This window comes from Erythrobacter sp. 3-20A1M, assembly GCF_018636735.1.
GTDB lineage: Bacteria > Pseudomonadota > Alphaproteobacteria > Sphingomonadales > Sphingomonadaceae > Alteriqipengyuania.
Window position 1 is genome coordinate 1,983,295 of the sequence record NZ_CP045200.1, and the last position, 26,279, is coordinate 2,009,573.

Consider the following 26,279-nt stretch of genomic DNA (forward strand, 5'->3'; position numbering starts at 1 on the left):
CCCGCGCTGAATCGCTGACTCCCCTGAAAGAACAGGGGACGAGCATGGCGGCACGCGCATATTGGCAGGGGCAGATCAGGCTGGCGCTGGTTTCGATCCCGGTGGAAATCTATTCCGCCGCGAAGTCCGGCGCGCGCGTTTCGTTCAACCAGATCCACGAACCGACGGGCAAACGCATCTCCTACGAAAAGGTGGTCGAGGGCGTCGGCCCGATCGATCGCGACGACATCATCCGCGGGTACGAGCTGTCGAAGAACAATTACGTCCTGCTGGAGGACGAGGAGATCGAATCGGTCAAGGTCGAGAGCAGGAAGACCCTGGAGCTGGTCCAGTTCGTCCAGAGCTGCGAGATCGACCCGCTCTATTTCGAAAAGCCCTATTTCGTTGTCCCCGCCGACGATCTGGCGGAGGAGGCGTTCATCGTCCTGCGCGAGGCCTTGCGCGGCGCTGGCCGGGTCGGGCTCGGCCAGTTGTCGGTGCGCGGGCAGGAGAAGCTCGTCGCGCTCAAACCCTGCGGCAAGGGTATGTTGCTGGAAACGCTGCGTTATGCCGACGAGGTGCGGAAGGGCCAGTCCTTCTTCGGCGAGATCGGCGACGACAAGCCGGACAAGGAACTGCTCGACCTGGCCGAAACGCTGATCGAGAAGAAGACCGCCCCCTTCGATGCGAGCGAGTTCCACGACCGCTATGCCGACGCCCTCAAGAAGTTGATAGACAAGAAGGCGAAGTCCAAGACCAAGAAGGCGATTATCGAAGATGTCGACGAACCCGGCTCCGGCAGCGGCGGGAACGTAATCGACCTGATGGCCGCGCTCAAAAAATCGGTCGACGACGACAAGCCGGCGAAGAAGAAAAAGGCGAGCGGTCCCTCGATCCGAAAGAAAAAGAGCGCCTGATGGAACTCAATCCGCCGATCCTTTCCGGCTGGTTCGATGCCAATCTGATCGCGCGGATCGCAGTCGCGGCGGTACTCGGCCTGCTTCTGGGGCTCGACCGCGAATTGCGGGGGCATTCGGCCGGGATGCGGACCCACGGCCTGGTCTGCGTCGCGGCTTCGGCGATGACGGTCAGTGCGATCGGGCTCTACCACACGCTGGGCGGGGTGCGGATGGACCCGCTGCGCGTATACGAAGCGACCGGGGCCTTCGTCGGCATTATCGGGGCAGGGTTGATCGTGTTCAGCCGCGGGCAGGTCCACAATCTCACCACCGCCGCCAATCTGTGGCTCGCCGCGGTGATCGGCATCGCTTGCGGGGCGGGCCAGTGGCCGCTGGTGATGGTGGGCGCGGTCATCAGCCTGGTGATGCTGACCCTGCTGCGGCTGGTCGAACCGCTGGGCCGCGAACGCCGACGATTGAGGGACGACCGTAATGGCTAAGGCCGACCCGCTCGCCGAATACAACAGGAAGCGCGACTTCCGGAGGACGCGCGAGCCGAAGGGCGAGCGGGGCGAGGGAGCGGGCAACCGCTTCATTGTGCAGAAGCACGACGCGACGCGGCTGCATTGGGATTTCCGGCTGGAAGTCGATGGCGTGCTCAAGAGCTGGGCGGTGACGAAGGGGCCTTCGCCCGATCCCGATATCAAGCGGCTGGCGGTCAGGACCGAGGACCATCCGCTGTCCTACGCCGATTTCGAAGGCAACATTCCCGAGGATGAATATGGCGGCGGCGCCGTGATGCTGTGGGACCGCGGGACGTGGGAACCGATCGAGGGCAAGAGCGCCGCCGATCTGGAGGACGGTCACCTGCATTTCGTGCTCCATGGCGAGCGGATGAAGGGCGAGTGGCTGCTCGTCCGGATGAAGCCGCGCGGGAACGAGAAGCGCGAGAACTGGCTGCTGCGCAAGATCGGCGACGAATATGCGGGTGAGGGCGACGCGCTGGTCGATCGCGAGCTGACCAGCGTCGCGTCGGGCCGTTCCATGGCGGAAATCGCGGCGGACGAGGACGGGGAGTTCTCGCTGGAGGACAAGAGCGACGAGGCCTTCGCCGCGCAGATGAAAAAGGCCAGCCGGAACACGAAGGCCAAGACCGCGAAGTCTTCGCGCAAATCCGGCAAACCGCCGAAATTCAGCAAGCCCCAGCTCGCCACGCTGGTCGACACCGTGCCGACCGGGAACGGCTGGATGCACGAGATCAAGTTCGACGGGTACCGCGCTATGATCGCCGCGTCGGGCGACAAGGTCACCGTCTATACCCGGTCCGGCAAGGACTGGACCGACAAGTTCGCCCCTCTGGCCGAGGCGATCGCCGCGCTCGACCTGCCGCCGTGCCTGATCGACGGCGAGATCGTGGCCACCGATGCGAAGGGCAATCCCGATTTTTCCACGCTGCAACAGGTGCTGAAGCGCGGGCACGGTTCGCAAGGGGAAGACGACGCGCTGGAACTGCACGCATTCGACCTGCTCGAACTCGATGGCGAGAAGCTCGCGCCGCTATCCAATATCGAGCGCAAGGAGCGGCTCGAGGCGCTGCTTATCGACGCTGAGCCGCCGGTCCACGTCGCGCAGCATGTGATCGGCGCGGGCGAGAAGCTCTACCGCGCGATGTGCGATGCGGGGCAGGAAGGCATCATCTCGAAAAAGGTGGAGGCGCGCTACTCCGGCAGCCGGACAAAGGCCTGGGTGAAGGTCAAATGCACGCGGCGACAGGAATTCGTGATCATCGGTTACAAGGCGAGTTCCGCCAAGGGGCGGCCCTTCGCCTCGCTGTTGCTGGCGCAGCACGAAGACGGCGAGCTGACCTATCGCGGCAATGTCGGCACCGGTTTCGACAGCGACACGCTGGAAGACCTGGCGGGCAGGATGGGTCGACTGGAGCGCAAGACCCCGCCCGCCGAGGTCGACAAGGCGAGCAGTCGCAAGGTCACCTGGCTGACGCCCCGGCTGGTGGCCGAGATCGCCTTTGCCGAATTTACCGCCGACGGGAAGGTGCGGCACGCCAGCTTCCTCGGCCTGCGCGGCGACAAGGATGCGCAGGATGTGACGCCCGAGAAGCCCTCTTCCACGCCCGACGCGGCCGCCGGAGTGGAAATCTCCAGCCGCGACCGGGTGATCTTCCCCGACAGCGGAGAGACTAAGGGCGACCTCGCAGACTATTACGAGGCCGTCGCGTCGATCATGCTCCCCTTCGTCGGCCGCCGCCCGGTCAGCCTGGTGCGCTGTCCGCAGGGCCGGGCGAAGAAGTGCTTCTTCCAGAAACACAACAGCGGCGGCTTCGGCGACGGGGTGAAGCATGTCCCGATCAAGGAGAAGGACGGCGGGAGCGAGGATTATCTCTATGTCGAGGACGCGCGCGGGCTGCTGCAATGCGTCCAGATGGGCACGATCGAGTTCCACGGCTGGGGCGCACGATCCAGCGCGGTGGAGAAACCCGACCGGATGATCTTCGATCTCGATCCCGACGAGGGCCTCGATTTCGAGGAAGTGAAGCGCGCCGCGCGCGACATCCGCGACCGGCTGGCGGAGATCGGGCTCACCAGCTTCGCCATGCTTTCGGGCGGCAAGGGCGTGCATGTCATCGTGCCGCTCGCCACCGGGCATTCCTGGGCGGAGCACAAGGATTTCTCCAAGCGCTTCGCCGAGGCGCTCAGCATGGCGGAGCCCGATCGCTTCGTCGCGACGATGAGCAAGGAGAAGCGCAAGGGGAAGATCTTCATCGACTGGCTGCGTAACCAGCGCGGCAGCACGGCGGTGGTACCCTATTCGGCCCGCGCGCGGGAGAACGCGCCGGTTGCCGCGCCGATCGCGTGGGGCGAACTGAAGGAGACCAAGACCGCCGCCCGCTTCCATATCGGCGATGCGAAGACGCTGCTCGACCGTGCGCAGTCCAAATCCCTCGCGGGCTGGGGCTTTGCCGATCAGCACCTGCCCGATATCTGAGCCCGCATGTCATCCTTCCTGTTCGGGTTCGCCGGCGTGCTGCTGCTGTCGCTCGGCGCGCGCGATCAAGTGCTGGTCGCGCGGCTGGCGGGACGCACCGGCCCCGCCGTGATGGTCGCGGGCTGGATTGCAGCGGTCGTCTCCGCCAGCGCGATGGCGTGGGCGGGGGCCGCGATCGCCGACCGGCTGGCGGGACCGGGCAAGCCGATGCTGGTCGCCTTCGCGCTGGTCGCCGCCGCATTCGAACTTGCCTGGCCCAACCGCGAGCGCGGGCCGAAGGAGCCGACGCATTCCGCGTTTGCCGCGTTCGTCGTACTGCTCGCGCGCCAGATCACCGATGCGGGCCGCTTCCTCGTCTTCGCGCTGGCCGCGGCGACCGCCCTGCCGTGGCTCGTCGCTGCGGGGGCCGCGCTCGGTGGCGGGCTGGCGCTGAACGTCGGCCACGCCGCGGGCGTGACTCTGGAGCGGGCACCGCTGCGGGCAATCCGGCTGGTGCTGTCCGGGCTAGTGCTGCTGGGCGCTGCGGTGATCGGATTGTCAGCGCGTGGATTGGCGTGACAATCGATTGAGGCGATCGAACTCATTATCGCTCTGCATGAAACGCGATCACCATCCGGGCGTTCTGAATATGTAATCCGACGGGACGCAATCAGACACGAAGAAGGAAACCGACATGGCCGCAGCAGGCGACAATTCACGCAAGGAACTGGCGGAGGAGATGAACCGTCTTCTCGCCGATCACATCGCGCTATTCATCAAGACCAAGAATTTCCACTGGCACCTCGCGGGGCCGCGTTTCCGCGACCTCCATCTGCTGTTCGACGAGCAGGCGATCGAAATCCGCGACCAGATCGACGTCGTGGCGGAGCGGGTGCGCAAGCTGGACGAGATCACCCTGACCTCGGTCGGGTCGGTTGCCAAGAACACGCAGGTGAAGGACCAGGACGACGTGACGCTTGATGCGGACACGATGGTCAAGGAACTGCTCGCCGACAACACCGCGATGGTGAAGCGGCTGAAGGGCCTGAAGGACCTGTGCGACAAGGCGAACGACAATGCCACCGACGGTCTGCTCGATGACTGGACCGACATGGCGGAGGAACGTTGCTGGTTCCTGCGCCAGACGCTCAAGTAATGCTTTGCACCGCTGGTAAAGCGATTGGCCGCCGTGGGGATTGCCCCCGGCGGCCTTTTGCCGTCTAGGACGCGGCCATGACCACTCCCGACATCATCGGCGGCGCGACGCCGGAAGAGATCGCGCGCTGGATCGCCCGCCGCCTGGCCCGCGAGCTGGAACGCGACGGCGCGCCGATCGCGATCACCGTACCGGGGGGCACCACCCCGTTCCCGATCATGGAAAGGCTGGTGACGCACGATCTGGACTGGTCGCGCGTGACCGTGTGGCCGAACGACGATCGCGTGGTGGCGGAAGATCACCCGGCCTCCAACACCGGCAAGCTGCGTGCGATATTCGAGCCGGTCGGGGCCGAGGTGGTCACGCTTACCGTGATGGAGCAGGTGCCGCGCTTCGCGCTCGCCTGGCTCGGCATGGGGGCGGACGGGCACACCGCCTCGCTGTTCCCCAATACCGATCCCAAGGTGTCGGAAAGCGCCCCGATCCGGCGGCTGACGCCCGATCCGCTGCCGCCAGAGGCACCGTTCGACCGCGTCACGCTGACGCTGCCGAGCCTGCTGGCGAGCGAGGAGATCGTCTTCACGCTCGGCGGTTCGGCGGACAAGCGGGCCGTGTTCGAAGCGGCGCTGGCGGGGGAGAACGATCTGCCGGTCGCGCGCCTGCTTTCCGCCGCGCGCCAGCCGGTTACGTGCTTCGCCTGATCGAGGATCTGGCGGGACGGGTCCTGCCCGCGCCGCTCCATCGCGCCGGGCTGCGCGTCGCCTACCGCATCCGGCGCATCTATCGCCGCGTGGCGAAGCCCGATCTGAACGGGGTGGCGGTGATCGTCCTTAACGATGCCGGCCAGGTTCTGCTGGTGCGCCATACCTACGGCTCCGGAGACTGGGCCGTGCCCGGCGGCGGGATCGACAAGGGTGAGCGGCCCGAGGATGCGGCGCGGCGCGAGATGCGCGAGGAGTTGAAGGTCGACCTGATCGACCTGCGCGAGATCGCCTGCACGCAAGAGCACCTGGCGGGGACCACGCATACCGCGCATATCTTCGCCGCCCGGGTCGACGGCGCGGTATCGCCCGACCGGCGCGAGATCGCCGAGCATGCGTTTTTCCCGCTCGCAGGGCTGCCCGAACCCATGTTGCCCCTGTCGAAATCGCGCCTGCGGCTCTATCGCGAGCGGACCGCGCCGGACTGAGTGTAGCTTACAGCAGCGAGAGCTGCGCGTCGTCGTGCTTGCGCTCCGTTGCTTCCGCCCCCGCATCGCGTTCGAGGTTGGACAGCGTCAGTCCCATCAGCCGGATCGGCAGCGGCAGCGGCAGTTGCGCCTCCAGCAGGTCGCGCGCCACGCCCGCGAACTGCGCCTTGTCCGCCACATAATCGCCCAGCGACTGCGCGCGGGTGATGATGCGGAAATCGGTGTATTTCAGCTTCAGCGTCACCGTGCGACCGCGCGCCTTGTTGTGCTCGATCCGGTCCCACACGATGTCGATAATCCGCTCCAGCGTCTCGCGCAGTTCGTCGGGATGCGACTGGTCTTCGGAAAAGGTCCGTTCCCCGCCCACGCTCTTGCGGATGCGGTTGGTGCGCACGGGGCGCAGGTCTATGCCCCGCGCGGCGCGGAAGAGATAGTCGCCGAAGCTGCCGAAATGGGCGCGCAGCCAGGCGGTGTCCTTCTCCGCCAAATCGGCCCCGGTCGCGATGCCGAGCCGCTGCATCCTCTCCTCCGCCCGCGGGCCGACACCGTGGAAGCGCCGGATCGGCAGCGACTGGACGAAGGCCGCACCCTCGCCCGGGCGGATCACGCAGATGCCGTCGGGCTTGTTCTGGTCGCTCGCCAGCTTGGCCAGGAACTTGTTGTAGGACACGCCCGCGCTGGCGGTCAGCTGCGTCTCCTCGCGGATGCGGCGGCGGATCGCCTGCGCCGTGCGGGTCGCGGTGCCGAGACCCTGCAGATCCTCGGTCACGTCGAGGTAGGCCTCGTCCAGACTCAGCGGTTCGACATGCGGGGTGTAGGCGTGAAAGATCGCGCGGATCTGGCGGCTGACCTCGCGATAGGCGTCGAAGCGGCTTTTGACGAAGATCAGGTCGGGGCACAGCCGTTTCGCGGTGACGGACGGCATAGCGCTCTTCACGCCGAACTTGCGCGCTTCGTAGCTGGCGGCGGCGACGACGCCGCGCCCGCTCGACCCGCCGACGGCGACGGGGCGACCGCGCAGCTCTGGATTGTCGCGTTGTTCGACGCTGGCGAAGAAGGCGTCCATGTCGACATGGATGATCTTGCGCAGGCCGTCGGCCTCGCGCTCTTCGTCGTCCTGGTCGGGAATGGGCTGCGGATCGCTCACATCCGCGTTCTAGCGGTCGCACCGAGATGGTGGAAGAAGCGCCGCTTTATGCTGCACCTGCGAAAAGGGGTTCCCACACGCGGTTTGCAGGGGCAAGGGCGATGGCATGGCGACCCTCCCCGACACCCGCATCCATTCCTCGCTCGGCACCGGCCGGTCGATCTCGCGCGGCATGTTCGTGGTGCTGATGGCCAGCCTGATGAGTCTCAACGCGCTGGCGATCGATTCGATGCTGCCCGCCCTGGACGAGATCGCGGCGGCTTTCGACGTTGCCGATCCCAACCAGCGTCAGCTTGTGGTCGGGGTGTACCTGCTCGCCAACGGGCTGGGCGCGCTGGTGCCGGGCAGTTTCGCCGACCGGTACGGTCGCCGCCCGGTGCTGTTCGTATGCCTCGGGCTCTACGCGTTGTGCTCGCTCGCCTGCGCGGTTGCGCCCAGCTTCCCCGCGTTGCTGGCGCTGCGCGGATTGCAGGGTTTCGCGACTGCCGGGATCGTGGTGCTGCCCGCCGCGATCATCCGCGACCGGTTCGAAGGCGACGCGATGGCGCGGCTGCTCAGCCTGATCTTCATCATCTTCATGGTCGTGCCGGTGCTCGCGCCCAGCGTGGGGCAGGCGGTGCTGGAGCTGGCGGACTGGCCGTGGGTGTTCGTGATGCTCGCCGTGCTCTCCGCGCTGATCTGCGGTTTCGCGGCGTGGCACATGCCCGAAACGCTCAGCCCAGAGGATCGCCAGCCGATCGATATCGGCAGCGTGCTACACACCCTCCCGCTGACGCTGAAGACGCGCGCCGCGATCGGCTACGTGCTCAGCAGCGGGCTGACCTTCGGCGCGGTGTTCGGCTACATCAATTCGGCCCAGCAGCTGATCGGCGAGCATTTCGGCGCGGGCGAGGCGTTTCCGCTGATCTTCGGCGCGACCGCCTCGACGCTGGCCGTCTCCAGCTTCGTCAATTCGCGCATCGTGGAGCGGTTCGGCGCGCGGCGGGTGAGCCACACCGCGCTCGTGACCTTCATCGCCATCGCCTGCTTGCAGCTCGCCGCCGCCCTGCTCGCGCCCGGATCGCTGTGGCTGTTCGTGCCGCTGATGGCGGGCAATCTGTGCCTGCTCGGCTTCACCGGTGCCAATTTCGGCTCCATCGCGATGCAGCCGTTCGAGCATACCGCGGGCAGCGCCAGTTCGGTCCAGACCTTCATCCGCATGGTGCTGGGCGCGCTGCTCGGCATCGCGATCGGGCAGCTGTACGATGGCACCGCGCTGCCGCTGGCGATCGCGCTGGTCGGTTGTAGCGTGCTGAGCCTGTTCCTGGTGCTGTTCAGCGAGCGCGGAAAGCTGTTCCGCCGCCCGCGCGATGCGAGGAAATATCTCGCGGTGCACGACCAGCTGCAGGGGTAGCTCAGGCCCACCCCGATGCGGCTAGCCAGCAAGCTGGCAAGCCTCGCTCCCCTCCCGCATGCGGGAGGGGCTGGGGGTGGGCTCTATTCCGCCACCGGCTCCACCATCACTAGCACCGCATCGACCTGCACCTGCCCACCCTCGCTGGCGGAGAGTTCGGTCACGGTCCCGTCGAACGGTGCGGTGAGCGCGTGCTCCATCTTCATCGCCTCGAGCACCATCAGCCGCTGGCCCGCGGTGACGCTGTCGCCGTCCGCCACATCGACCGCGATGACCTTGCCCGGCATGGGAGCGACGATCGCACCGTCTCCCGCCGCCGCCGCGCCGCCGCCGCGTTCGGCGAGGTCGAATTCGTGCGCCTGGCCGTCCGCAAACACCACCACGCGCTCATCGTCGGCGAAGCCCGGCAAAGGCTCGAACGGAGCGGCTTCGGCCGGGTCGACGACCTCGAACGTACCGCCTCGACCCAGCGCGACCGACAGGCGGCGAGGGCGATTGAGACGGAAGCCCGCCATCGGCTCTTCGCCGGCCCCCGCGGCCAGCAGTGCGATATCGGCGGCGGCGGCGCGAATCGCGTCGTCGGGCTCGGGATCGGCGAGCAGCGCGTCGCCTTTCGCCTCGATGAAACCGGTATCGAGCCGGGCAGCGGCGAAATCGTCCTCGCCCAGCGCATTACCCAGGAAGGCTGCATTGGTCCGCACCGGCCAGATCTCGACACCGTCGGTCATCGCGATCAGCTGGTCTATGGCATCGTCGCGGGTTTCGCCCCACGCGACCAGCTTGGCGACCATGGGGTCGTAATGCGGGCTGATCTCGTCACCCTCTTCGACACCAGTCTCTATTCGACCTTCGTGGCCCAGATCGAGGTGATGCAGCGGCCCGGTCGAGGGCAGGAATCCCTTCGCCGGGTCCTCTGCATAGAGCCGCGCCTCGATAGCCCAGCCGTCGATGCTCAGCTCTTCCTGCTTCCTCGGGATCGGCTCACCCGACGCCACCCGAAGCTGCCATTCCACCAGATCGACCCCGGTGATCTCCTCGGTGACCGGATGCTCGACTTGGAGCCGGGTGTTCATTTCCATGAAGAAGATGCGATCGGCGCGCAGGCCTTCGCTGGCGTCGGCGATGAATTCGATCGTGCCCGCGCCCTCGTAATCCACGGCCTTGGCGGCGCGCACGGCGGCGGCGCACAGATCTTCGCGCGTAGCCTCGTCCATGCCCGGCGCGGGCGCTTCCTCGATCACCTTCTGGTGGCGGCGCTGGAGCGAGCAGTCGCGTTCGAACAGGTGGACATGGTTGCCGTGGCTGTCGCCGAACACCTGCACCTCGATATGGCGGGGCGAGGTGATCCATTTTTCGAGGATCACGTCGTCATTGCCGAAGCTGGCCTTGGCCTCGCGGCGGCAGGATTCGAGCGAGGAGAGGAAGTCCTCCGCAGCATCCACCTTGCGCATCCCCTTGCCGCCGCCGCCAGCGACCGCCTTGATCAGCACCGGATAGCCGATCGCGTCGGCCTCCTGCTTCAGCCGCGCGGGGCTCTGGTCGTCGCCGTCATAGCCGGGGGTGACCGGCACGCCCGCCTCGCGCATCAGCTTCTTGGCGGCGTCCTTCAGCCCCATCGCCCGGATCGAGGCGGGCGGCGCGCCGACCCAGATCAGCCCGGCGTCCTGCACCGCCTGCGCGAAGTCGGCGTTCTCCGACAGGAAACCGTAGCCCGGATGGATCGCCTGCGCCCCGGTTTCCTTCGCCGCGGCGATGATCTTCTCCCCCACCAGATAGCTTTCGGACGCCGCCGAGGGGCCGATATGCACCGCCTCGTCCGCCTGCCGGACGTGGAGCGCCCTGGCGTCCGCGTCGGAATAGACCGCCACGGTGGCGATATTCATGGCGCGCGCGGTGCGGATGATGCGGCATGCGATCTCGCCGCGATTGGCGATCAGGAGCTTTTCGAACATGGCACGCTGGCTAGCCCGCCCGAGCGCCGGTGTCACCAGCCCTTGATCGGCTGTAGCTCGCCGCGTGTGTATTCGGGCCAGGTGTGCGGCGGGCGCGGGCGATTGACCAGCGCCTCTCCGAAGGCGGCCAGGAGATGCCGCAGCTTGCCCGGCTTGCCGATGCGCGTGCGGCTGTCCCAGGCGAGCTGGCCGCGATCGCGCACCTTGCGCCCGATCGCGCCGTAGATGCGCGCTGCGGCGAGTACCGCCCAGCGCTGGCGGAACCGCAGCCGCGCAGCGCCCAGCCGGGCGGAGGCCTCGTAGGTTTCCATCAGGTCGACCAGCCGCGCCGAGACCGCCGCCAGAGCGAAGCGGTTCTCCGGCTCCAGATAGTTCTCCGCGGTCAACCCTGCGTCCTCAAGCCATTGTTCGGGCAGGTAATTACGCCCCGCCGCCCCGTCCTGCGCGATGTCGCGCGCGATATTGGCGAGCTGGAATGCGATGCCCAGATCGCAGGCGCGGTCGTAGACGAAGCTGTCGTCGGGCGCGCGCATGACGCGCGCCATCATCACGCCGACCGCGCCCGCGACGTGATAGCAATAGCGCAGCATGTCCCGCTCGCCCTTCGCGTCGAACCCGCCAGCATCCATCGCGAAGCCGCCGATCACGTCGTCGGCCATGTCCTTCGTGATGCCGGTCTCGCTCGCCACCTGGCCCAGCGCGTCGAACGCGAAATCGGCGGTCGGCTGGCGTTCGAGCGCGCGGCGCGTGAGCACCCGGATCGCCTGGACCCGGTCCTCAATATCCTTCTGTTCGCCGAGGTCGCCGCCCATGTCCTGATTATCGGCGAGATCGTCGCAGCGGCGGCACCAAGCATAGAGCATCCAAACCTGTTCGCGCGTGGTGCGGTCGAACAGGCGGCTGGCGGTGGTGAAGCTGGCAGATCCTTCGGCAATCGCGGCGCGGCTTTTTTCCACCAGCCGGTCGCGGTCGCGCCCGCCGCCCGCCGCCGCCGGCGTGCCGCGCACGAAGCGCGAGGGGGCAAGGGGGCGGGGCTGGTTCAAAGGTCGTCGGCCTTCATGCTGAAGATCGGGGTGTGCGGTTGGTATTCGTCCATCGCGTCCAGCAGATCGGGCAGGGTGTCGCGCGCGATCAGGATGTTCTGGTGCGCGGGGCGGACGAAACCGACCTCGGCCATGTGGCGGTTGAAGGCGATCAGGTGGTCGTAGAAACCGTGCGCATTGTAGAGCCCGACCGGCTTGGCGTGATAGCCGAGCTGCGCCCAGCTCATCGCCTCCCACAGCTCGTCCATGGTTCCCACGCCGCCGGGGATGGTCACGAAGCCGTCCGACAGGTCGGTGAAGCGCTGCTTGCGCTCGTGCATTCCGCCCACGGTGTAGAGTTCGGTACAGTCGCGATTGGCGACCTCGCTGCCCGCCAGTGCATCGGGGATGACGCCGATCACCTCGCCGCCCGCATCCAGCGCGGCGCTTGCCACCGCGCCCATCAGGCCCAGCCGCCCGCCGCCATAGACCACGCCGATGCCGCGCTGCGCCAGCGTGCGCCCGACCTCGCGCGCGCAGTCCATGTATCGGGGGTCGGCGGGCGTGGCCGATCCGCAATAGACGGCAAGGCGTTTCACTACAGCATATCCTCCAGCATCAGGCCGGCGGTCGCCTTGGCGCTGCCGACCACGCCGGGGATGCCGGCGCCCGGGTGGGTGCCTGCCCCGACAAGGTAAAAGTTTCGTATCGTGTCGTCGCGGTTGTGGCCGCGGAAATAGGCGCTCTGGGTCAGCACCGGCTCCAGGCTGAAGGCGCTGCCGAGATGCGCGTTGAGATCGGTCGCAAAATCCTTCGGCGCATAATGGAACTTGGTCACGATGCGATCGTGGATGTCGGGGATCAGCCGCCGCCCGACCTCGTCCAGGATGCGCTTTTCGAAGATCGGACCGATCTCCGCCCAGTCGACCGCCAGCTTGCCCATGTGGGCGACCGGGGCGAGGGCGTAGAACGTGCTCTTGCCCGGCGGCGCCATGCTGGGATCGGTCACCGTGGGATGGTGGAGGTAGAGCGAGAAATCGGCCGGCAGCACGCCGGTCTTGTAGATATCGTCGAGTAGCCCGCCATAGCGTGGCCCGAACAGGATCTGGTGGTGCGCGATGCCGGGCCAGGTTCCCTCCAGCCCGAAATGGACCACGAACAGGCCGGGGCTGAAGCGCTTCTTCGCCAGTCGTTTGCCCATGCGCCAGCCGCGCTGGCTGCGCCCGAGCAGGTCGCGATAGGAATGCATGATGTCGGCATTGCTGGCGACCGCGTCGAAGCGTTCGCGCCAGCCGCTCGTCGTTTCCACCTCCTGCGCGCGGTCGCTTTCGACATGGACGCGCTCGACCGGATCGGCGAGGCGGATCGTGCCGCCCAGCCGCTCGAAATGGCGTACCATCCCGGCGATCAGGCGATTTGTGCCGCCGCGCGTCCACCACACGCCGCCATCCATCTCCAGCTTGTGGATCAGCGCATAGATCGCGCTCGTGCTCATCGGATTGCCGCCGACCAGCAGCGTGTGGAAGGACAGCGCCTCGCGCAGCTTCTCGTTCTCGACGAAGCTCGACACCATCGAATAGACGCTGCGCCACGCCTGCTTCTTCGCCAGTGCCGGCGCCGCCTTCAGCATGGATTTGAAATCGAGGAAGGGGACCGAGCCGAGCTTGAGATAGCCTTCCTCGTACACACCCGCGGAATATTCGAGGAAGCGCTGATAGCCCTGTACGTCCGCCGGGTTGAGCTTCTCGATCTCTGCGAACAGCTTCTTGTGATCGTTAGAATAATCGAAGTTCGTGCCGTCGGGCCAGTTGAGCCGATAGAACGGCTTCACCGGCATCAGCTCGACATCCTCTGCCATGTCGTGGCCGGTGGCTTCCCACAGCTCGGTCAGGCAGGCCGGGTCGGTAACCACGGTCGGCCCGCCGTCGAAGGTGAACCCGTCGCGTTCCCAGTAATAGGCGCGCCCACCCGGCTTGTCGCGGCCCTCGACCACGGTGGTCTGGATGCCCGCACCCTGCAGCCGGATGGCAAGCGCCATGCCGCCGAACCCGGCGCCGATCACGCAGGCGGTCTTCGTTCCCCCACCATTCGATGCGGTGCCATTCGAAACAGCGTTCATAGTGCCGCGGTCCTTTGTTGCGGAATATCCAGTGACTTGCCTGACCGGGCAAGTGCGCGAAAGGCGCGGTGGAGCGGCACCGGCGGAATGCCCGCCAGCACGCGAAACTTGTCGGTCGGGGTCGGCCTGGCGGCGTAGAACCGCTCGATCAACCCCTCCGGCAGCGTATAGAAGCGCTCGAACACGCGGTAGCGTTCCGCCGGCTTCGCCGCGTCGAACAGCAGGTGACCCAGGAAGCGGTAATGCGAGGTGCGGTCCCACACGCCTTGCGCATGCTCGGCCAGCAGTTCGGCCATGTCCGGGCCGGCCAGATCGGCATTGCGCGCGACCAGCAGCGCGGTTTCCGCCGCCAGCGGCAGGGTATAGCTGGTCAGCGGGTGCGCGATCAGCGCCCGCGCGCCCGCCAGCGCCACGCCGGGCACCGCGATCTCGCGCAAATGCGCGTCGCGGTCGCCGCCAGTCACGACCGGCAGCACGCCGGTTTCGCTGCCGATGGTTTTGCCGCGCCAGCCGCGACGCTCGCAATAGGCATCGAGCCGCGCGGACAGCGCCTCCCGGTCGAGCACGGGTTCGTCCTGGTAATAGGTGTCCTCGACGAAGATCTCGTCGGGGCCGAGGGGTAGGACATAGACGAAGCGATAGCCGCCCAGCTGCTCCACCGTTGCGTCCATGATAACCGGGCGTTCCACCCCGTGCGGTCGGTCGGTGCGAAGATGGCGGCCCATGAACACCTGCCACCCCCCGGTGAGATGGCTCGAGGCCGAGAAACCCCGCATGTCGATCACCGCGCGCGCGGTGATTCTTTCGCCGCCTTGCAGCGCGACGCCAGCGCCATCGACCCGCTCTACCGGCGAGCCGGTCCGGATCGTCTCCTGCGCCAGGTGCTGCCGCAGCGTCGCGTCGAAGTCGCGCGATGCGAGCGAGAAATAGTCCGCATCGAGCCTGCGTTCGTAGCGGGGGAAGCGCACGATATTGCCGTCCCACCGCGCGGTGCGGAACGGCTCCAGCAGTGCCTTTCGCGCCGGGTCGAGATCGCTCGCGAACCAGCTCCAGCGATGATTCCCGCCCAGCGTGTCGCCCGCCTCGACCAGCGCGACCGAGACGTCGGGGCGCAGAATGCGTAGCGCGAGCGCGGTCAGCCCCCCGGCCAGCCCGCCGCCGACGATCCGATATCGGTTCGGTTTTCGCTCATTGCCGGGTCCGCGTTAGGGCGCGTGGCACCGCGCCGCAATCGGCGATCTGCGATAAGGTGCGGCGGCGTGGAACGTGATCGCGCATCTGCGCGTTGTGATGGGATAATCACATGAGGGCATCGATGAAATTCCATACCATACTGGGCGGGGGCGCTTCGATCGCCCTTGCCATGGCCGCTCCCGCGTACGCGCAGGATGTGGACGACCCGGGCGCTGCCAGCACCCCCCTGCCGGAAGAGACCGTGTTCGACGGCGACTATCTGACCGTGGGCATCGGCGCGGGCTACGCCCCAAGCTATACCGGGTCGGACGATTACGTGGTCTTCCCGTTCCCCGCCGTCCAAGGTTCGATCGGCGGGATCGACATCAGCCCGCGCGCCGCCGGCGTGGCGGTCGATTTCATTCCCGACCGCGCCGGACCGGGTGCCAATTTCTCGCTCGGCGTCGCGGCGAAGCTCAATCGCGACCGCGCCAACCGTATCAAGGACCCGGTGGTCGCCTCCCTGGGCGAACTCGATACCGCGGTGGAAGTCGGACCGACTGCCGGGGTCAGCTTCTCCCAGGTGCTCAATCCCTATGACAGCCTCAGCTTCACCGTCGATGCGACGTGGGATGTGGCGGGCGCGCACAAGGGCATGGCGGTCACCCCCGGGGTCACCTATTTCACGCCCGTCAGCCGCGCCGCCGCGGTTTCTCTGTCCATCGGTGGCAAGTTCATCGACGACGACTATGCCGACTACTACTACACCGTGACTCCGGCGCAGAGCGTGACGACGGGCGGCGTGCTGCCCGCCTACAAGGCCGATGGCGGGTTCGAGAGCCTGGGCGCCAATCTCTTCGCGGGCTACGATCTCAACGGCGATCTGACCGATGGCGGCTTCGCGCTGTTCGGGGTCGCGGGCTATTCGCGGCTGTTCGGCGATGCGAAGCGCACCCCCTTCACCAGCGTGCGGGGCAGCGCGGACCAGTGGCTGGTGGGCCTGGGCGTCGGCTACACCTTCTGACCCGATTGCGACCCCCTGCCGGTTGGCGTAGGCATTTGCGCCACGTCATCCGACAGGGGGTCACCATGCATTCGATTCGTATCGCGCTGTTCGCCGCGACCGCTATTCCGCTGGCCGCATGCGCGACCGTGCAGGACCCGGCTGGGCCGAACGCGATGATGGCCGCAGCCCAAGCCGATGCCGATGCAGCCGCGACAGACGCGCATGAGCGCCTGTTCGCGATCTTCGCGGCGGCCGACGAGGCGGAGCTTGCGAACAACCCGATCAACGCGCTGTTCCGTGGCGACATGCGCTACGCCGATACACTCGGCAATTACCTGACCGATGCGTATAACAACACCGAGCGTGCGAATGCGCAGGACAACCTCGCCAAGCTGCAGGGGATCGACCGGGCCGCGCTGGATGAAACCGACCAGATCGCCTACGATGTGTTCGCCTACGACCAGCGCGAGGCGCTATCCAACCTCACACCCGAAATCCTCGCGCTTACCGATGTGCGACCGATCAACCATTTCTTCGGCTTCCACACCTTCTACCCCACGCTTTCGAGCGGCAAGAGCGCGGCCCCCTACAAGACGGTCGAGGATTACGAGAACGGCCTGTCGCGCAACGCCGGCTACGTAAAGCTGATCGACCGCTCCATCGCCAAGTTCCGCGAGGGGATGGATACCGGCGTGCTGGAAACCAAGCTGACCATCGGCAACGTGATCGAACAGCTGGAGACGCAGGACGCGCTCAAGATCGAGGAATCGCCCTATTGGGGCCCGATCGAGGCGATGCCCGACGATTTCAGCGCCGCGGACAAGGCGCGCCTGACCGCTGCCTACCGCGCCTCCATCGCCGATGTCTACGCCGCCAACCGTCGCTTGCACGACTTCCTGAAGAGCGAATATTATCCGCAGGCGCGCGACAGTGTCGGCCTCAGTCAGATGAAGGGCGGGGCGGCGCTCTACCAGCAGTTGATCGAGCAGACGACGACGCTGCCGCTGACCGCCGACTATCTGCATAATCTGGGCCTGTCGGAAGTCGCGCGGATCAAGGGCGAGATGGAGAGGGTGAAGGCGCAAGTCGGCTTTACCGGCTCGCTGTCCGAATTCTTCGACTTCATCCGCACCGATCCCAGGTTCAAGCCGAAGAGCCGCGAGGACCTGACCCAGCGCTATTACGATATCGGCGAGGAAGTGGAGGCGAAGATCCCCGCCTTCTTCGCGGTGACGCCGAAGACCGATCTCGAAATCCGCCCCTACGAGCCCTTCCGCGAGAAGTTCGAGGCAGGCGGATCGTACCAGTCGGGCGCGCCCGACGGCTCGCGCCCGGGCATCTTCTATTTCAACGCCTACGACCTGCCGAGCCGCACCACCCCGGGCGAGACGACGCTGTTCCTGCACGAGGGCGAGCCGGGCCACCACTTCCAGATCAGCCTGGCGCAGGAGAACGAGGCGCTGCCCGCTTTCATGCGCTTCGGCGGCAACACCGCCTATGTCGAGGGCTGGGCGCTCTATGCCGAGACGCTGGGCTATCCGATGGGGCTCTACGACGATCCCTACCAGCGCTTCGGTACGCTCGACGACGAGATGCTGCGCGCGATGCGGCTGGTGGTCGACACCGGTCTCCATGCGAAGGGCTGGACCCGCGACCAGGCGATCGAATACATGCTGGCGAACAGCGGCATGGGCCGGACCGACGCAACTGCCGAGGTCGAACGCTACATCGCCATTCCCAGTCAGGCACTCGCTTACAAGGTCGGCGCGCTGAAGATTCAAGAGCTGCGGGACAAGGCGAAGGCCGCGCTGGGCGACCGGTTCGACATCAAGGCGTTCCACCAGCAGGTGCTGGGCACCGGCGCGCTGCCGCTTCCGGTGCTGGAGCAGAAGATCGACCGCTGGATCGCGGCGCAGAAGGCGGGGTAGGGGCGCGACTGACCCAGACGTAACCAGCGCGCAGCAATAAGCGCGTGCGTGCGGCAGCGGCGAGGAACCTCCGCTCTCCGACTGCATTCCATGTTCATGATCAAACTCGCCATCATCTGTCTCGTCGTCGCGCTCGTCGCGGCCATTCTCGGTTTCGGCGGAGTTGCGGGCACGTTCGCCCATATCGCCGTCTGGCTGTTCGTCATCGCGCTGGTGCTGGCGGCGTTGTTCTTCGTCTTCGGTCTGTTGGCCGGGCGCAAGATCAAGAACGAGATTACGCGGCACTAGGCGCCGCGCCTGGCGCGGCTTCGTTACCGCGTCTGGGCGAACCAGATCGTGTGGCGGGGCCCCTTGCCGTTGCTGCGCGCGCGGACGGTTTGCTCGTCCACGATGAAGCCTGCATCGCGCAATCGCTTAGCGAAGCGCCCATCGGGTGCCGCCGACCAGATCGCCAGCACGCCGCCGGGCCTGAGCGCCGCCTTTGCCGCCGCGAGTCCCTCGCGCGTATAGATCCGGTCGTTTTCATCGCGCACTAGCCCGTCCGGGCCGTTATCCACATCGAGCAGGATCGCATCGTAACGCCCACGTCCCTCGCGGATCGCGTCGGCAACGTCGCCCATGCGCAAGGCCGTGCGCGGATCGTTCAGACATCCGTCGGTCAGCGCCGACATCGGCCCCTTCGCCCATTCCACGATCTTCGGCACCAGCTCGGCCACCGTGGCGCGCCCCTGCGGTCCCAGCCGCCCCAGCGCGGCACGCAGGGTGAAGCCCATGCCGTAGCCGCCGATCAGCATATGCGCGGACGCAGCCTGCGGCCCCAGCCGGTCGAGCGCCATCTCTGCCAGCGCTTCCTCCGACCCGCTCATCCGGCTGTTCATCAGCTCGTTGCGATCGAGCTGGATCATGAAGTCCCCGCCGCGCCGCATCAGCCGCAGCTCGTCGCCGCCGGGGACCTGCGCGGTGTCGATATGTTCGAGCGGGATCATGGGGCCCGCGCTACCCCCACACCCGGGTAAAGGCCAGCACCGCTTGCGCAAGGGACCGCCCCGGTGCCAAGGAGCGGGGATGAGCCCGCCCATCTTCATCGCCGACTGGATCGCCTTCTTCGCCGGGCTCGGCGTGCTCGCCATGGCGGCGGGCGAATGGCGCTATCCCGGCGGGTGGGAGGCGATGCTGGCCGAGATGCGCGACAGCGCGGCGCTGCGCTTCTCCGCCGGGCTGGGCACGCTGGCGATCGGGGCCGCGATCCTGCTCGCCGCGCCGCTCCGCACCTACGATGCGCTGTCGCTGCTGCTCGCGGCGATGGGCGGCATCGCGGTGGCGGAGGGGCTGGTGCTGCTGGCCGCCGGGCAGCCTCTGCTCGATTTCGGGCATCGGCAGATGCAGCGGCGCAGCGAGCTCTTCGCCGCCGGGTCGGGGCTGGTCGGCGTGGTGCTGATCGGGCTCGCGCTCGCCCGCATCACCTGACCGCCGCTCTCGACAGCGGACCTTGCGCCGCCTATGCTGCGTCCATCCCCGGGGAGCCAGCTATGGCTGAGAGGGGCGCGTAGCTGCGTCCGACCCGTCGAACCTGAACCGATTAGCATCGGCGGAGGGAGTGGACCGGTCGCCGCCAACGGACCGCTCCGCCTCCGCCAACCGGAGAGCAAGCACATGGCCGACATCAATTCCCCGCTCGAAATAGGCGTCACCACCGGGCCGATCCGTGGGTCGAAGAAGGTGCATATCGGCGCCCGCACCGGCAGCGGCGTGCGCGTCGCGATGCGCGAGATCGCGCTGGAGGGGGGCGAGCCGCCGGTGCGCGTCTACGACACGTCCGGCCCCTACACCGACCCGGATGCGACGATCGACATCCACGCCGGCCTGCCGCAGCTGCGGCGCGAATGGATCATGGCCCGCGGCGATGTCGAGGAATACGACGCGCGCGCGGTGAAGCCGGAGGATAACGGCCAGCTCGGCCCGGATCGCAGCGGCGGCGTCCCTCCCTTTCCCAACGTGGTCAAGCGCCCGCTGCGCGCCAAACCGGGCCAGAACGTCAGCCAGATGCACTACGCGCGCCAGGGCATCATCACGCCGGAGATGGAATATGTGGCGGAACGCGAGAACCTGGGCCGCGCCGCGCTGGCCGAGACGCCGGAGGGCAACAGCTGGGGCGCGGCAATTCCCGAATTCGTGACGCCGGAGTTTGTGCGCGACGAGATTGCGCGGGGCCGTGCGATCATCCCCAACAACATCAACCACCCCGAAAGCGAGCCGATGGCGATCGGGCGCAATTTCCTAGTCAAGATCAACGCCAATATCGGCAACTCCGCCGTCGCTTCCGACGTCGCAAACGAGGTCGACAAGATGGTCTGGTCGATCCGCTGGGGCGCGGACACCGTGATGGACCTTTCCACGGGGCGCAACATCCATGACACGCGCGAATGGATCATCCGCAACAGCCCCGTCCCCATCGGCACCGTGCCGATCTACCAGGCGCTGGAAAAGGTCGGCGGCATCGCCGAGGACCTGACGTGGGAGATCTTCCGCGACACGCTGATCGAGCAGGCCGAGCAGGGCGTCGACTACTTCACCATCCACGCCGGCGTGCGCCTGCCCTATGTCCCGATGACCGCCAAGCGCGTCACCGGCATCGTCAGCCGCGGCGGCTCGATCATGGCGAAATGGTGCCTCGCGCATCATAAGGAGAGCTTCCTCTACGAGCGCTTCGACGAGATCACCGAGATCATGAAGGCCTACGACATCGCCTACTCGCTGGGCGACGGCCTGCGCCCCGGCTCCATCGCCGACGCCAATGACGAAGCCCAGTTCGCCGAGCTCTACACGCTGGGCGAGCTGACCAAGCGCGCCTGGGAGCAGGACGTGCAGGTGATGATCGAAGGCCCCGGCCATGTGCCGATGCACAAGATCAAGGAGAACATGGACAAGCAGCTGGAGGCGTGCGGCGAAGCGCCGTTCTACACGCTTGGCCCGCTCGTCACCGATATCGCGCCGGGTTACGACCACATCACCAGCGGCATCGGCGCGGCGCAGATCGGCTGGTACGGCACCGCCATGCTCTGCTACGTCACGCCCAAGGAACACCTCGGCCTGCCCGACCGCGACGACGTGAAGGTCGGCGTCGTCACCTACAAGCTGGCCGCCCACGCCGCCGACCTTGCCAAGGGGCACCCCGCCGCCAAGGTCCGCGACGACGCGCTGAGCAAGGCCCGCTTCGAATTCCGCTGGCGCGACCAGTTCAACCTGTCGCTCGACCCCGACACCGCCGAGCAATACCACGACCAGACCCTCCCCGCAGAAGGCGCCAAGACCGCGCATTTCTGCTCCATGTGCGGCCCCAAGTTCTGCTCGATGAAGATCACGCAGGAAGTGCGCGATTTCGCGGCGAAGCAGAACTCGGACAGCTATCTGGCGAGCGAAAACATCAAGCGCGAGACGTCAGCCCAAGAGGCCGAGGAAGCGCGCGAGGGAATGGAGGAGATGAGCAAGGTTTACCGGGAGAAGGGGGAGAAGTTGTACTTGCCGGAGGGATAATTGGGCAGTTGGCTCCAGAATGGAGCGATCACTCAGCCAGGTAGATTTAGCCTAAGTGCCTGATAACGTTCAAGACGATTTGATCTTATGGCTCGATACCGGACCATTCGGGAAAACTACGCCTTCAGCTCCGTATAAAAGGTGTTTCAATGAGCTCGCCGTCCTCTGCACAAAGAAGGGGAAGGGAGTTCTGGACATGCCTACAGTCTTGAGGATCGGCCCATACCGTTTCTACTTCTTCAGCAACGAAGGCGACGAACCGCCGCACATTCATGTCGATCGCGATGCGGCGACGGCGAAGGTCTTGCTGGAAGGGGTGGAGCTGGCGCGCAGTCGCGGCTTACGTCAGAAGGAGATAAATGCCATACTGGGCATCATTGCGGAGCATCGCGCCGGGCTGACGGAGGCATGGCATGACTATTTCGGAACGGCTGACTGACGAGCGGGTCAACAACGTAGTCTGCACCGACGATGCGCTCGTGGTGGATCTGATGGACGGTCGCACGATCTCCGTCCCTATCGCGTGGTTCCCGCGCCTTGCGGGTGGCTCTCCGGAGGCGCGCGCCAACTGGCAGACTTGCGCGGGGGGATACGGCATTCACTGGCCCGATCTGGACGAAGATTTGGGCACGCAGGGTCTTTTGCGAGGTATTCCCGCGCCGAAGGCTGCATGACCTCCGCTGGCGCGACCAGTTCAACCTGTCGTTCGCCCCCGACACCGCCGAGCGATACCATGACCAGACGCTGCCCGCAGCAGGCGCCAAGACCGCGCGTTTCTGCTCCATGTGTAGCCCGAAAGTCTGCTCGATGAAGATTTCTCAGGAAGTGCGCGACTTCGCCGCCAAGCAGAATTCGGACAGCTATCTGGCGAGCGAAGCTGTAATGAGTTATAGTGGTAGCACGGATCGCGCTGTAAACTTGAAGGGGGTATAAGAGATGAGCGGAATATATCGCGCCAAAAGCGATCTCCTCTACTTGCCCGAAGGTGAAGTGGAATGACGAGGCGCTTGGTCGCACTAATTCTGTCGCTTGCGCTGGCTGCTCCTGCTCACAGCGTAGCACAGGAAACCGGCGACTCGTCTCGAGGTCAGCGCGAAGCGCCCGAAACGGCGCAAGAGGGGTCATCCAGCATCGTCGTCAATGGTAAGCGGACCGATGTTCTTAGCGAGGCCGAGCAGCGCACGATTGCTAACCGTTTTGTCGGAAAGCTGACCGCGATTACCCCCTTCGACGCGCTCCCCCTATACGAGCCTGACGTCTACTGCCCCGCCGTAATCGGCATGGTTGATCGCGTGAACACGCAGGTCAAAGAGCGGATGCATACAGTGGCACAGGCAGCTGGGATTGAGCCGGCACCTTCTGGCTGCTTGCCGAGCGCACTGGTTATCTTCGTTGACGACAAAAAGGCCTTCCTCAAGGAGTTTGAGCGCGCCCATCCGGTCTATTTCCAATCTCTGAAAGACAGGTATTGGTCGGTGCCCAATGAAGACGGGCCCGCCGTTTGCTGGCAACTAACGCAGCTGATCAACGAGAACGGAGTCCCTGTGCCCAGACTTTCGCACGGGGACATCGAGACACCCGGCGGTGCACAGATCGTGACTTCGTTTTCCGGCGGCTCGCGAATCCGCGCTATGACCCACACTGCTATCGCCATGTCGGTCGTCCTGATCGAACGGTCTGCGTTGCGCGGGCTGACGATCGAACAGATCGCCGACTACGCTCTGATGCGGACGCTGACCAGCGTCGATCCAAACCAGCTTGCGGGATCGGGCGCACCGACTATCCTGACCGTGCTCGATACTCCGATGGGTGACGAAGCCTTTGCCTCTCTCACTTCGTGGGACATGGCATACATCCGAAGCCGCTACGAAGGTGATCCCAACGCCTTCGGCGCGCGCACTAGGGCTCGGATCCGCCACAGAGTACGTGAGGCGATCGGCGAGGAACCGGCCCAGGCCTCCGATATGCCATAGGTCTTGAACGCTTCTGCTTGGTCGTGAGCGTCACTGCTTCGCTTTGTCGGCGAAGTGAAGGAGAACGTGGTTGCCTGAAGGACTTACGTCAGAAATGTGACAGTTGCGCGATCACATTAAATTTCTCCGACTGCCATGTAACTTTCTGCTCAACTAAAATGGCTTCGCTCTGGATTCACGCCTGCGCGAAAAACGACCCACCCCGCACTGGACCCGAATGGCTCTCGCTCACCCGTCCGCTCAACCAGTGGAGCTACGGGGAGGAGGACCTGTGCGCTCTCGCCACCGCCTATGCCTATGGGATCGCGCGCAACCACCCCTTCGCCGATGGTAACAAGCGCACGGCGTGGGTGTTCGCGCGCCTGTTCCTGCGACTAAACGGGCAGACCCTCTCGTTTACACCGAGAGAAGCTATCGACACCGTGTTCGCCCTTGCCGCCGGGGAACTTGGCGAGGACGAGTTGGCCGAATGGTTCCGCCAGCACCTCGTCGCGGCCTAGCGCATCCCCACCAGCACCCGGTCCAGCGCCTGCAAAAACCGCGATCGATCCGCCTTGCTGAACGGCGGAGGCCCACCGCCAACTCCATCCATCCCGGCGCGCAGGTCTTCCATGATGGCGCGGGTCGCGAGGGCGCTGCCGATGCTGGCGGCGTCGAACTCGCGCCCGTCGTGCTTCAGCACCCGCGCGCCCGCCGTCAGGCAGCGTTCGGCCAGCAGGATGTCGGCGGTCACCACCACGCTCCGCTCGTCCGCGGCTTGCGCGATCCAGTCGTCCGCCGCGTCGAAGCCGTCGCTCACCACCACGCGTTTCACCCGCTCGCTCACCGGCACGCGGAACGCGCTGTTGCTCACTACGCGGACATGCGCGCCGTAGCGGTCCGCGACGCGGTAGATTTCCTCCTTCACCGGGCAGGCATCGGCGTCGACGAGGATGGTGACGGGGGTGCTCATCCAGCAATGATTAGGCGTTTGGCCGCCCCCGTGCTACATGCTCATCCGCTGACGTCGAAATTTGCGACGGACTTCGGCTTTTGACTACGCCGCTTGCCCCTTCCTCCCGGTCGGGGCCCCGGCGTTAACCAGACGGCGACTTCCTTTCTTCGGACGACCTTACGCACGACCGCGCGGCATGTCGCCGTGCGGCAACCAATCGTTCTCGAAAGGAACACACCATGGCCAAGACAGGCACAGTCAAATTCTTCAACGGCGACAAGGGCTACGGCTTCATCCAGCCCGACGACGGGTCGAACGACGCCTTCGTCCACATTTCCGCCGTGCAGGCCGCCGGCATGCAGACGCTGCAGCAGGACCAGCGCCTCAATTACGAGCTGGAGCAGGGACGCAACGGGAAGGAAAGCGCGGTCAACCTTTCGTCCGCCGACTGACCCCTTCCGCCGCGCGCCGCTCCCTTGGGGGGTCGCGGCGCGCGGCACTTGCCTTCCCCTTCCCACGACGCCGGAGCACGCCATGAGCATGAATTACGAATATTGCCGCGCCCGCGCGGACGAGGCGGCGACCGAGGCGAAGGCGGCTGAGCTCGACAATGTGCGCCAGCGGGCGCTGCGGTCGGAGAAGACCTGGCGCGGGCTGGCCGAACAGGCGCGCTCCGTCGCCGAAAACCGCGAACGCGTCGAACGCGAAAAGGCCGCGGAACGCGAACGCGCCGCGCAAGGCTGACGCCGCGGTCCCTCGCGGATCGGTCGAAACTTTCCTACTCGGCGAAAATCTGCCTTATCCTGCCGGATGAGCAAGCAGACGCGCCCATCCGCCCAAACCATCACCCGACATGACGGCTGGTCGCTGGACCGGCAGGCGGCCTTTCTGCGGCAGCTATCGGCGACCCATTCGGTCAGCGAGGCGGCGCGATCCGTCGGGATGAGCCGCCAGTCGGCCTATCGCCTGCGCAGCCGGCTGAAGGGGAAGGCGTTCGACCTCGCCTGGGAAGTCGCCTTCCACCATTCCTACGACGTGCTGGCCCACGCCGCGCTGGAGCGCGCGCTGAACGGGGTGGAGGTGCCGGTCTATTACCAGGGCGAGCTGGTCGGGACCTATCGCCGCTATGACGAGCGGCTGACCGTGGCGCTGCTCCACTCCATGACCTCTGGCGGCAATCCCGCGCTGGGCCGACTCAACGCCAGTGCGGAGCGGCACGCGCGCGATTTCGAGGCGCTGCTGGCGCGGCTGCAGGCGGGCGAAGCGGTGGAAACCGGCGCGCTCGGCCCCGACGATGCGGGCGAGATCGAGACGATGCGCGCCGCGATCGCGCGTCCCGACCCGTTCCGCGCGCCGCCCCGCTGTCCGTCCGCCCTCTCCGACGAGGAGATTATGGCGCTGTATCAAGAGGATGGCGACGAATAGCGAAAGTGACGGGGTGTCACTTTCGTCACCCGCTCACGAATTGATCGACGACCCGAGGCGGGCGGGGCCGTTTCCTCCTACGGCGAGTTGTTGCAGTGCAGCATTGCGCTGCCGGAGACGACCATGACCCCCAAACGCGACAAGACCCCGCAGGAATTGCTGTTCGATACCTGGATGCTGGCAAACGAGGCCGCTTTCGTAATGTGGCTACGCGGCTGGCGCATGATGGCCGGGGGGCCTCTGGCGGAACGGGAGGCGAACCGGATGGTCGGCGAGAAGCTGACAGCCGCGGCGCTGCTGTGGCCCGCGCTGCTGGCCGGGGGTCCGTTCCAGAGCGGCACCGCAATCGGCGAACGGGTGGTGGAGCATTACCGCAAGCCGGTGCAAGCCAATCGCCGCCGCCTGTCGCGGGCGAAGCGCTAGGTCGGCTGTCCGGGGTTGCAGTGGTGGCGGGTTTGGCAGAGGAAG

At 66.2% G+C, this 26,279-nt stretch carries 29 protein-coding genes, 1 pseudogene and 1 riboswitch; of the genes and pseudogenes, 22 read left to right on the forward strand and 8 right to left on the reverse strand.

Annotated elements, in window-relative coordinates; translation table 11 throughout:
• Window positions 1-44 precede the first annotated feature (44 nt).
• The 7 genes from F7D01_RS09715 to F7D01_RS09745 all read left to right on the forward strand — a co-directional run bounded on the left by F7D01_RS09715 (window position 45) and on the right by F7D01_RS09745 (window position 6,205).
• Window positions 45-896 (forward strand): Ku protein, encoded by an 852-nt coding sequence (locus F7D01_RS09715; protein WP_215227387.1) that lies wholly within the window; start codon window positions 45-47, stop codon window positions 894-896.
• Window positions 896-1,378, forward strand: a complete 483-nt coding sequence (locus F7D01_RS09720; protein ID WP_215227388.1) for an MgtC/SapB family protein — start codon at window positions 896-898, stop codon at window positions 1,376-1,378. The genes F7D01_RS09715 and F7D01_RS09720 overlap by 1 nt, the downstream gene beginning before the upstream one ends.
• Window positions 1,371-3,881, forward strand: coding sequence for a DNA ligase D (gene ligD, locus F7D01_RS09725; RefSeq protein WP_215227389.1), 2,511 nt, complete (start codon window positions 1,371-1,373; stop codon window positions 3,879-3,881). Before F7D01_RS09720 ends, ligD begins: the two co-directional genes overlap by 8 nt.
• A 6-nt stretch (window positions 3,882-3,887) precedes the next feature.
• Window positions 3,888-4,439 (forward strand): hypothetical protein, encoded by a 552-nt coding sequence (locus F7D01_RS09730; RefSeq protein ID WP_215227390.1) that lies wholly within the window; start codon window positions 3,888-3,890, stop codon window positions 4,437-4,439.
• A gap of 115 nt (window positions 4,440-4,554) precedes the next feature.
• Window positions 4,555-5,016 (forward strand): Dps family protein, encoded by a 462-nt coding sequence (locus tag F7D01_RS09735; RefSeq protein ID WP_215227391.1) that lies wholly within the window; start codon window positions 4,555-4,557, stop codon window positions 5,014-5,016.
• Window positions 5,017-5,093: 77 nt separating this feature from the next.
• Window positions 5,094-5,717 carry a 6-phosphogluconolactonase gene (locus tag F7D01_RS09740; protein WP_215227392.1) on the forward strand — a complete coding sequence of 208 codons (624 nt, stop codon included), beginning with the start codon at window positions 5,094-5,096 and terminating at the stop codon, window positions 5,715-5,717.
• Entirely contained in the window at window positions 5,705-6,205 is a 501-nt protein-coding gene (locus tag F7D01_RS09745; protein WP_215227393.1) for an NUDIX domain-containing protein, read from the forward strand. Before F7D01_RS09740 ends, F7D01_RS09745 begins: the two co-directional genes overlap by 13 nt.
• A gap of 7 nt (window positions 6,206-6,212) precedes the next feature.
• On the opposite strand, the gene dinB is transcribed toward F7D01_RS09745, so the two are convergent.
• Window positions 6,213-7,352, reverse strand: a complete 1,140-nt coding sequence (gene dinB / locus F7D01_RS09750; protein ID WP_251566710.1) for a DNA polymerase IV — start codon at window positions 7,350-7,352, stop codon at window positions 6,213-6,215.
• A gap of 106 nt (window positions 7,353-7,458) precedes the next feature.
• Here dinB and F7D01_RS09755 point away from each other — a divergent pair, with 106 nt between their 5' ends.
• Window positions 7,459-8,745, forward strand: a complete 1,287-nt coding sequence (locus F7D01_RS09755) for a multidrug effflux MFS transporter (protein WP_215227394.1) — start codon at window positions 7,459-7,461, stop codon at window positions 8,743-8,745.
• A gap of 83 nt (window positions 8,746-8,828) precedes the next feature.
• On the opposite strand, the gene F7D01_RS09760 is transcribed toward F7D01_RS09755, so the two are convergent.
• Genes F7D01_RS09760 through crtY form a run of 5 tightly spaced genes read right to left on the reverse strand, consistent with a single transcriptional unit; the run spans window position 8,829 to window position 15,004 of the window.
• The gene (locus tag F7D01_RS09760; RefSeq protein WP_215227395.1) at window positions 8,829-10,697 is read right to left on the reverse strand and encodes a biotin carboxylase N-terminal domain-containing protein; all 1,869 of its coding nucleotides are present in this window, start codon (window positions 10,695-10,697) and stop codon (window positions 8,829-8,831) included.
• A 32-nt stretch (window positions 10,698-10,729) separates the two neighbouring features.
• On the reverse strand, window positions 10,730-11,740 hold the full coding sequence (locus F7D01_RS09765; protein WP_215227396.1) for a phytoene/squalene synthase family protein: 1,011 nt from the start codon (window positions 11,738-11,740) through the stop codon (window positions 10,730-10,732).
• Window positions 11,737-12,318 carry a TIGR00730 family Rossman fold protein gene (locus F7D01_RS09770; RefSeq protein WP_215227397.1) on the reverse strand — a complete coding sequence of 194 codons (582 nt, stop codon included), beginning with the start codon at window positions 12,316-12,318 and terminating at the stop codon, window positions 11,737-11,739. The genes F7D01_RS09765 and F7D01_RS09770 overlap by 4 nt, the downstream gene beginning before the upstream one ends.
• On the reverse strand, window positions 12,318-13,838 hold the full coding sequence (locus tag F7D01_RS09775) for a phytoene desaturase (RefSeq protein ID WP_215227398.1): 1,521 nt from the start codon (window positions 13,836-13,838) through the stop codon (window positions 12,318-12,320). The genes F7D01_RS09770 and F7D01_RS09775 overlap by 1 nt, the downstream gene beginning before the upstream one ends.
• The gene (gene crtY / locus F7D01_RS09780) at window positions 13,835-15,004 is read right to left on the reverse strand and encodes a lycopene beta-cyclase CrtY (RefSeq protein ID WP_215229753.1); all 1,170 of its coding nucleotides are present in this window, start codon (window positions 15,002-15,004) and stop codon (window positions 13,835-13,837) included. The genes F7D01_RS09775 and crtY overlap by 4 nt, the downstream gene beginning before the upstream one ends.
• 149 nt (window positions 15,005-15,153) lie before the next feature.
• Between crtY and F7D01_RS09785 the strand changes: the two genes are divergently transcribed.
• The 3 genes from F7D01_RS09785 to F7D01_RS09795 all read left to right on the forward strand — a co-directional run bounded on the left by F7D01_RS09785 (window position 15,154) and on the right by F7D01_RS09795 (window position 18,233).
• Window positions 15,154-16,035 (forward strand): MipA/OmpV family protein, encoded by an 882-nt coding sequence (locus F7D01_RS09785; protein WP_251566712.1) that lies wholly within the window; start codon window positions 15,154-15,156, stop codon window positions 16,033-16,035.
• A 65-nt stretch (window positions 16,036-16,100) separates the two neighbouring features.
• Window positions 16,101-17,945 carry a DUF885 family protein gene (locus F7D01_RS09790; protein WP_215227399.1) on the forward strand — a complete coding sequence of 615 codons (1,845 nt, stop codon included), beginning with the start codon at window positions 16,101-16,103 and terminating at the stop codon, window positions 17,943-17,945.
• A gap of 96 nt (window positions 17,946-18,041) precedes the next feature.
• Window positions 18,042-18,233 carry a DUF1328 domain-containing protein gene (locus tag F7D01_RS09795; RefSeq protein WP_215227400.1) on the forward strand — a complete coding sequence of 64 codons (192 nt, stop codon included), beginning with the start codon at window positions 18,042-18,044 and terminating at the stop codon, window positions 18,231-18,233.
• 23 nt (window positions 18,234-18,256) lie between these two features.
• On the opposite strand, the gene F7D01_RS09800 is transcribed toward F7D01_RS09795, so the two are convergent.
• The gene (locus F7D01_RS09800) at window positions 18,257-18,931 is read right to left on the reverse strand and encodes a spermidine synthase (protein ID WP_215227401.1); all 675 of its coding nucleotides are present in this window, start codon (window positions 18,929-18,931) and stop codon (window positions 18,257-18,259) included.
• A 79-nt stretch (window positions 18,932-19,010) separates the two neighbouring features.
• Between F7D01_RS09800 and F7D01_RS09805 the strand changes: the two genes are divergently transcribed.
• The 7 genes and pseudogenes from F7D01_RS09805 (at window position 19,011) to F7D01_RS09835 (ending at window position 23,952) form a co-directional block, all read left to right on the forward strand.
• Window positions 19,011-19,412 carry a hypothetical protein gene (locus F7D01_RS09805; protein WP_215227402.1) on the forward strand — a complete coding sequence of 134 codons (402 nt, stop codon included), beginning with the start codon at window positions 19,011-19,013 and terminating at the stop codon, window positions 19,410-19,412.
• A gap of 39 nt (window positions 19,413-19,451) precedes the next feature.
• A riboswitch (TPP riboswitch) is annotated at window positions 19,452-19,560 on the forward strand.
• Between the two features lie 38 nt (window positions 19,561-19,598).
• Window positions 19,599-21,479, forward strand: coding sequence for a phosphomethylpyrimidine synthase ThiC (thiC, locus tag F7D01_RS09810; RefSeq protein WP_215227403.1), 1,881 nt, complete (start codon window positions 19,599-19,601; stop codon window positions 21,477-21,479).
• Between the two features lie 196 nt (window positions 21,480-21,675).
• Window positions 21,676-21,918: a DUF4160 domain-containing protein gene (locus F7D01_RS09815; RefSeq protein WP_215227404.1), complete on the forward strand. Its 243-nt coding sequence runs from the start codon at window positions 21,676-21,678 to the stop codon at window positions 21,916-21,918.
• A complete protein-coding gene (locus tag F7D01_RS09820) occupies window positions 21,893-22,153 on the forward strand; it encodes a DUF2442 domain-containing protein (protein ID WP_215227405.1) in 261 nt (86 codons plus the stop codon). Before F7D01_RS09815 ends, F7D01_RS09820 begins: the two co-directional genes overlap by 26 nt.
• Window positions 22,152-22,412 (forward strand): annotated as a pseudogene (locus F7D01_RS09825) (phosphomethylpyrimidine synthase ThiC); the annotation flags it as partial. The gene F7D01_RS09820 and the pseudogene F7D01_RS09825, both read left to right, overlap by 2 nt.
• 62 nt (window positions 22,413-22,474) lie before the next feature.
• Window positions 22,475-23,452 carry a hypothetical protein gene (locus F7D01_RS09830; protein WP_215227406.1) on the forward strand — a complete coding sequence of 326 codons (978 nt, stop codon included), beginning with the start codon at window positions 22,475-22,477 and terminating at the stop codon, window positions 23,450-23,452.
• Between the two features lie 158 nt (window positions 23,453-23,610).
• Entirely contained in the window at window positions 23,611-23,952 is a 342-nt protein-coding gene (locus tag F7D01_RS09835; RefSeq protein ID WP_215227407.1) for a type II toxin-antitoxin system death-on-curing family toxin, read from the forward strand.
• Here the strand turns inward: F7D01_RS09835 and F7D01_RS09840 are convergent.
• Window positions 23,949-24,404 carry a YaiI/YqxD family protein gene (locus F7D01_RS09840; protein ID WP_215227408.1) on the reverse strand — a complete coding sequence of 152 codons (456 nt, stop codon included), beginning with the start codon at window positions 24,402-24,404 and terminating at the stop codon, window positions 23,949-23,951. The genes F7D01_RS09835 and F7D01_RS09840 overlap by 4 nt on opposite strands.
• 221 nt (window positions 24,405-24,625) lie before the next feature.
• Between F7D01_RS09840 and F7D01_RS09845 the strand changes: the two genes are divergently transcribed.
• The 4 genes from F7D01_RS09845 to F7D01_RS09860 all read left to right on the forward strand — a co-directional run bounded on the left by F7D01_RS09845 (window position 24,626) and on the right by F7D01_RS09860 (window position 26,234).
• Window positions 24,626-24,838: a cold-shock protein gene (locus F7D01_RS09845; protein WP_215227409.1), complete on the forward strand. Its 213-nt coding sequence runs from the start codon at window positions 24,626-24,628 to the stop codon at window positions 24,836-24,838.
• Between the two features lie 82 nt (window positions 24,839-24,920).
• Window positions 24,921-25,130: a hypothetical protein gene (locus F7D01_RS09850; RefSeq protein WP_215227410.1), complete on the forward strand. Its 210-nt coding sequence runs from the start codon at window positions 24,921-24,923 to the stop codon at window positions 25,128-25,130.
• Between the two features lie 66 nt (window positions 25,131-25,196).
• Complete coding sequence (locus F7D01_RS09855; protein WP_215227411.1) at window positions 25,197-25,811, forward strand: hypothetical protein; 615 nt, start codon at window positions 25,197-25,199, stop codon at window positions 25,809-25,811.
• Window positions 25,812-25,934: 123 nt separating this feature from the next.
• Window positions 25,935-26,234 carry a hypothetical protein gene (locus F7D01_RS09860; RefSeq protein ID WP_215227412.1) on the forward strand — a complete coding sequence of 100 codons (300 nt, stop codon included), beginning with the start codon at window positions 25,935-25,937 and terminating at the stop codon, window positions 26,232-26,234.
• Window positions 26,235-26,279: the final 45 nt, after the last annotated feature.

Coding starts and splice junctions, on each gene's coding strand:
- F7D01_RS09755 (WP_215227394.1), top strand. CDS start 7,459: ATGGCGACCCTCCCCGACACCCGCATCCATTCCTCGCTCGGCACCGGC.
- F7D01_RS09730 (WP_215227390.1), top strand. CDS start 3,888: ATGTCATCCTTCCTGTTCGGGTTCGCCGGCGTGCTGCTGCTGTCGCTC.
- F7D01_RS09840 (WP_215227408.1), bottom strand. CDS start 24,404: ATGAGCACCCCCGTCACCATCCTCGTCGACGCCGATGCCTGCCCGGTG.
- F7D01_RS09855 (WP_215227411.1), top strand. CDS start 25,197: ATGAGCAAGCAGACGCGCCCATCCGCCCAAACCATCACCCGACATGAC.
- F7D01_RS09835 (WP_215227407.1), top strand. CDS start 23,611: ATGGCTTCGCTCTGGATTCACGCCTGCGCGAAAAACGACCCACCCCGC.
- thiC (WP_215227403.1), top strand. CDS start 19,599: ATGGCCGACATCAATTCCCCGCTCGAAATAGGCGTCACCACCGGGCCG.
- F7D01_RS09790 (WP_215227399.1), top strand. CDS start 16,101: ATGCATTCGATTCGTATCGCGCTGTTCGCCGCGACCGCTATTCCGCTG.
- F7D01_RS09735 (WP_215227391.1), top strand. CDS start 4,555: ATGGCCGCAGCAGGCGACAATTCACGCAAGGAACTGGCGGAGGAGATG.
- F7D01_RS09740 (WP_215227392.1), top strand. CDS start 5,094: ATGACCACTCCCGACATCATCGGCGGCGCGACGCCGGAAGAGATCGCG.
- F7D01_RS09845 (WP_215227409.1), top strand. CDS start 24,626: ATGGCCAAGACAGGCACAGTCAAATTCTTCAACGGCGACAAGGGCTAC.
- F7D01_RS09795 (WP_215227400.1), top strand. CDS start 18,042: ATGATCAAACTCGCCATCATCTGTCTCGTCGTCGCGCTCGTCGCGGCC.
- F7D01_RS09805 (WP_215227402.1), top strand. CDS start 19,011: ATGAGCCCGCCCATCTTCATCGCCGACTGGATCGCCTTCTTCGCCGGG.
- F7D01_RS09850 (WP_215227410.1), top strand. CDS start 24,921: ATGAGCATGAATTACGAATATTGCCGCGCCCGCGCGGACGAGGCGGCG.
- F7D01_RS09800 (WP_215227401.1), bottom strand. CDS start 18,931: ATGATCCCGCTCGAACATATCGACACCGCGCAGGTCCCCGGCGGCGAC.
- F7D01_RS09715 (WP_215227387.1), top strand. CDS start 45: ATGGCGGCACGCGCATATTGGCAGGGGCAGATCAGGCTGGCGCTGGTT.
- F7D01_RS09720 (WP_215227388.1), top strand. CDS start 896: ATGGAACTCAATCCGCCGATCCTTTCCGGCTGGTTCGATGCCAATCTG.
- F7D01_RS09820 (WP_215227405.1), top strand. CDS start 21,893: ATGACTATTTCGGAACGGCTGACTGACGAGCGGGTCAACAACGTAGTC.
- F7D01_RS09830 (WP_215227406.1), top strand. CDS start 22,475: ATGACGAGGCGCTTGGTCGCACTAATTCTGTCGCTTGCGCTGGCTGCT.
- F7D01_RS09785 (WP_251566712.1), top strand. CDS start 15,154: ATGAAATTCCATACCATACTGGGCGGGGGCGCTTCGATCGCCCTTGCC.
- F7D01_RS09860 (WP_215227412.1), top strand. CDS start 25,935: ATGACCCCCAAACGCGACAAGACCCCGCAGGAATTGCTGTTCGATACC.
- F7D01_RS09815 (WP_215227404.1), top strand. CDS start 21,676: ATGCCTACAGTCTTGAGGATCGGCCCATACCGTTTCTACTTCTTCAGC.
- F7D01_RS09775 (WP_215227398.1), bottom strand. CDS start 13,838: ATGAACGCTGTTTCGAATGGCACCGCATCGAATGGTGGGGGAACGAAG.
- ligD (WP_215227389.1), top strand. CDS start 1,371: ATGGCTAAGGCCGACCCGCTCGCCGAATACAACAGGAAGCGCGACTTC.
- F7D01_RS09760 (WP_215227395.1), bottom strand. CDS start 10,697: ATGTTCGAAAAGCTCCTGATCGCCAATCGCGGCGAGATCGCATGCCGC.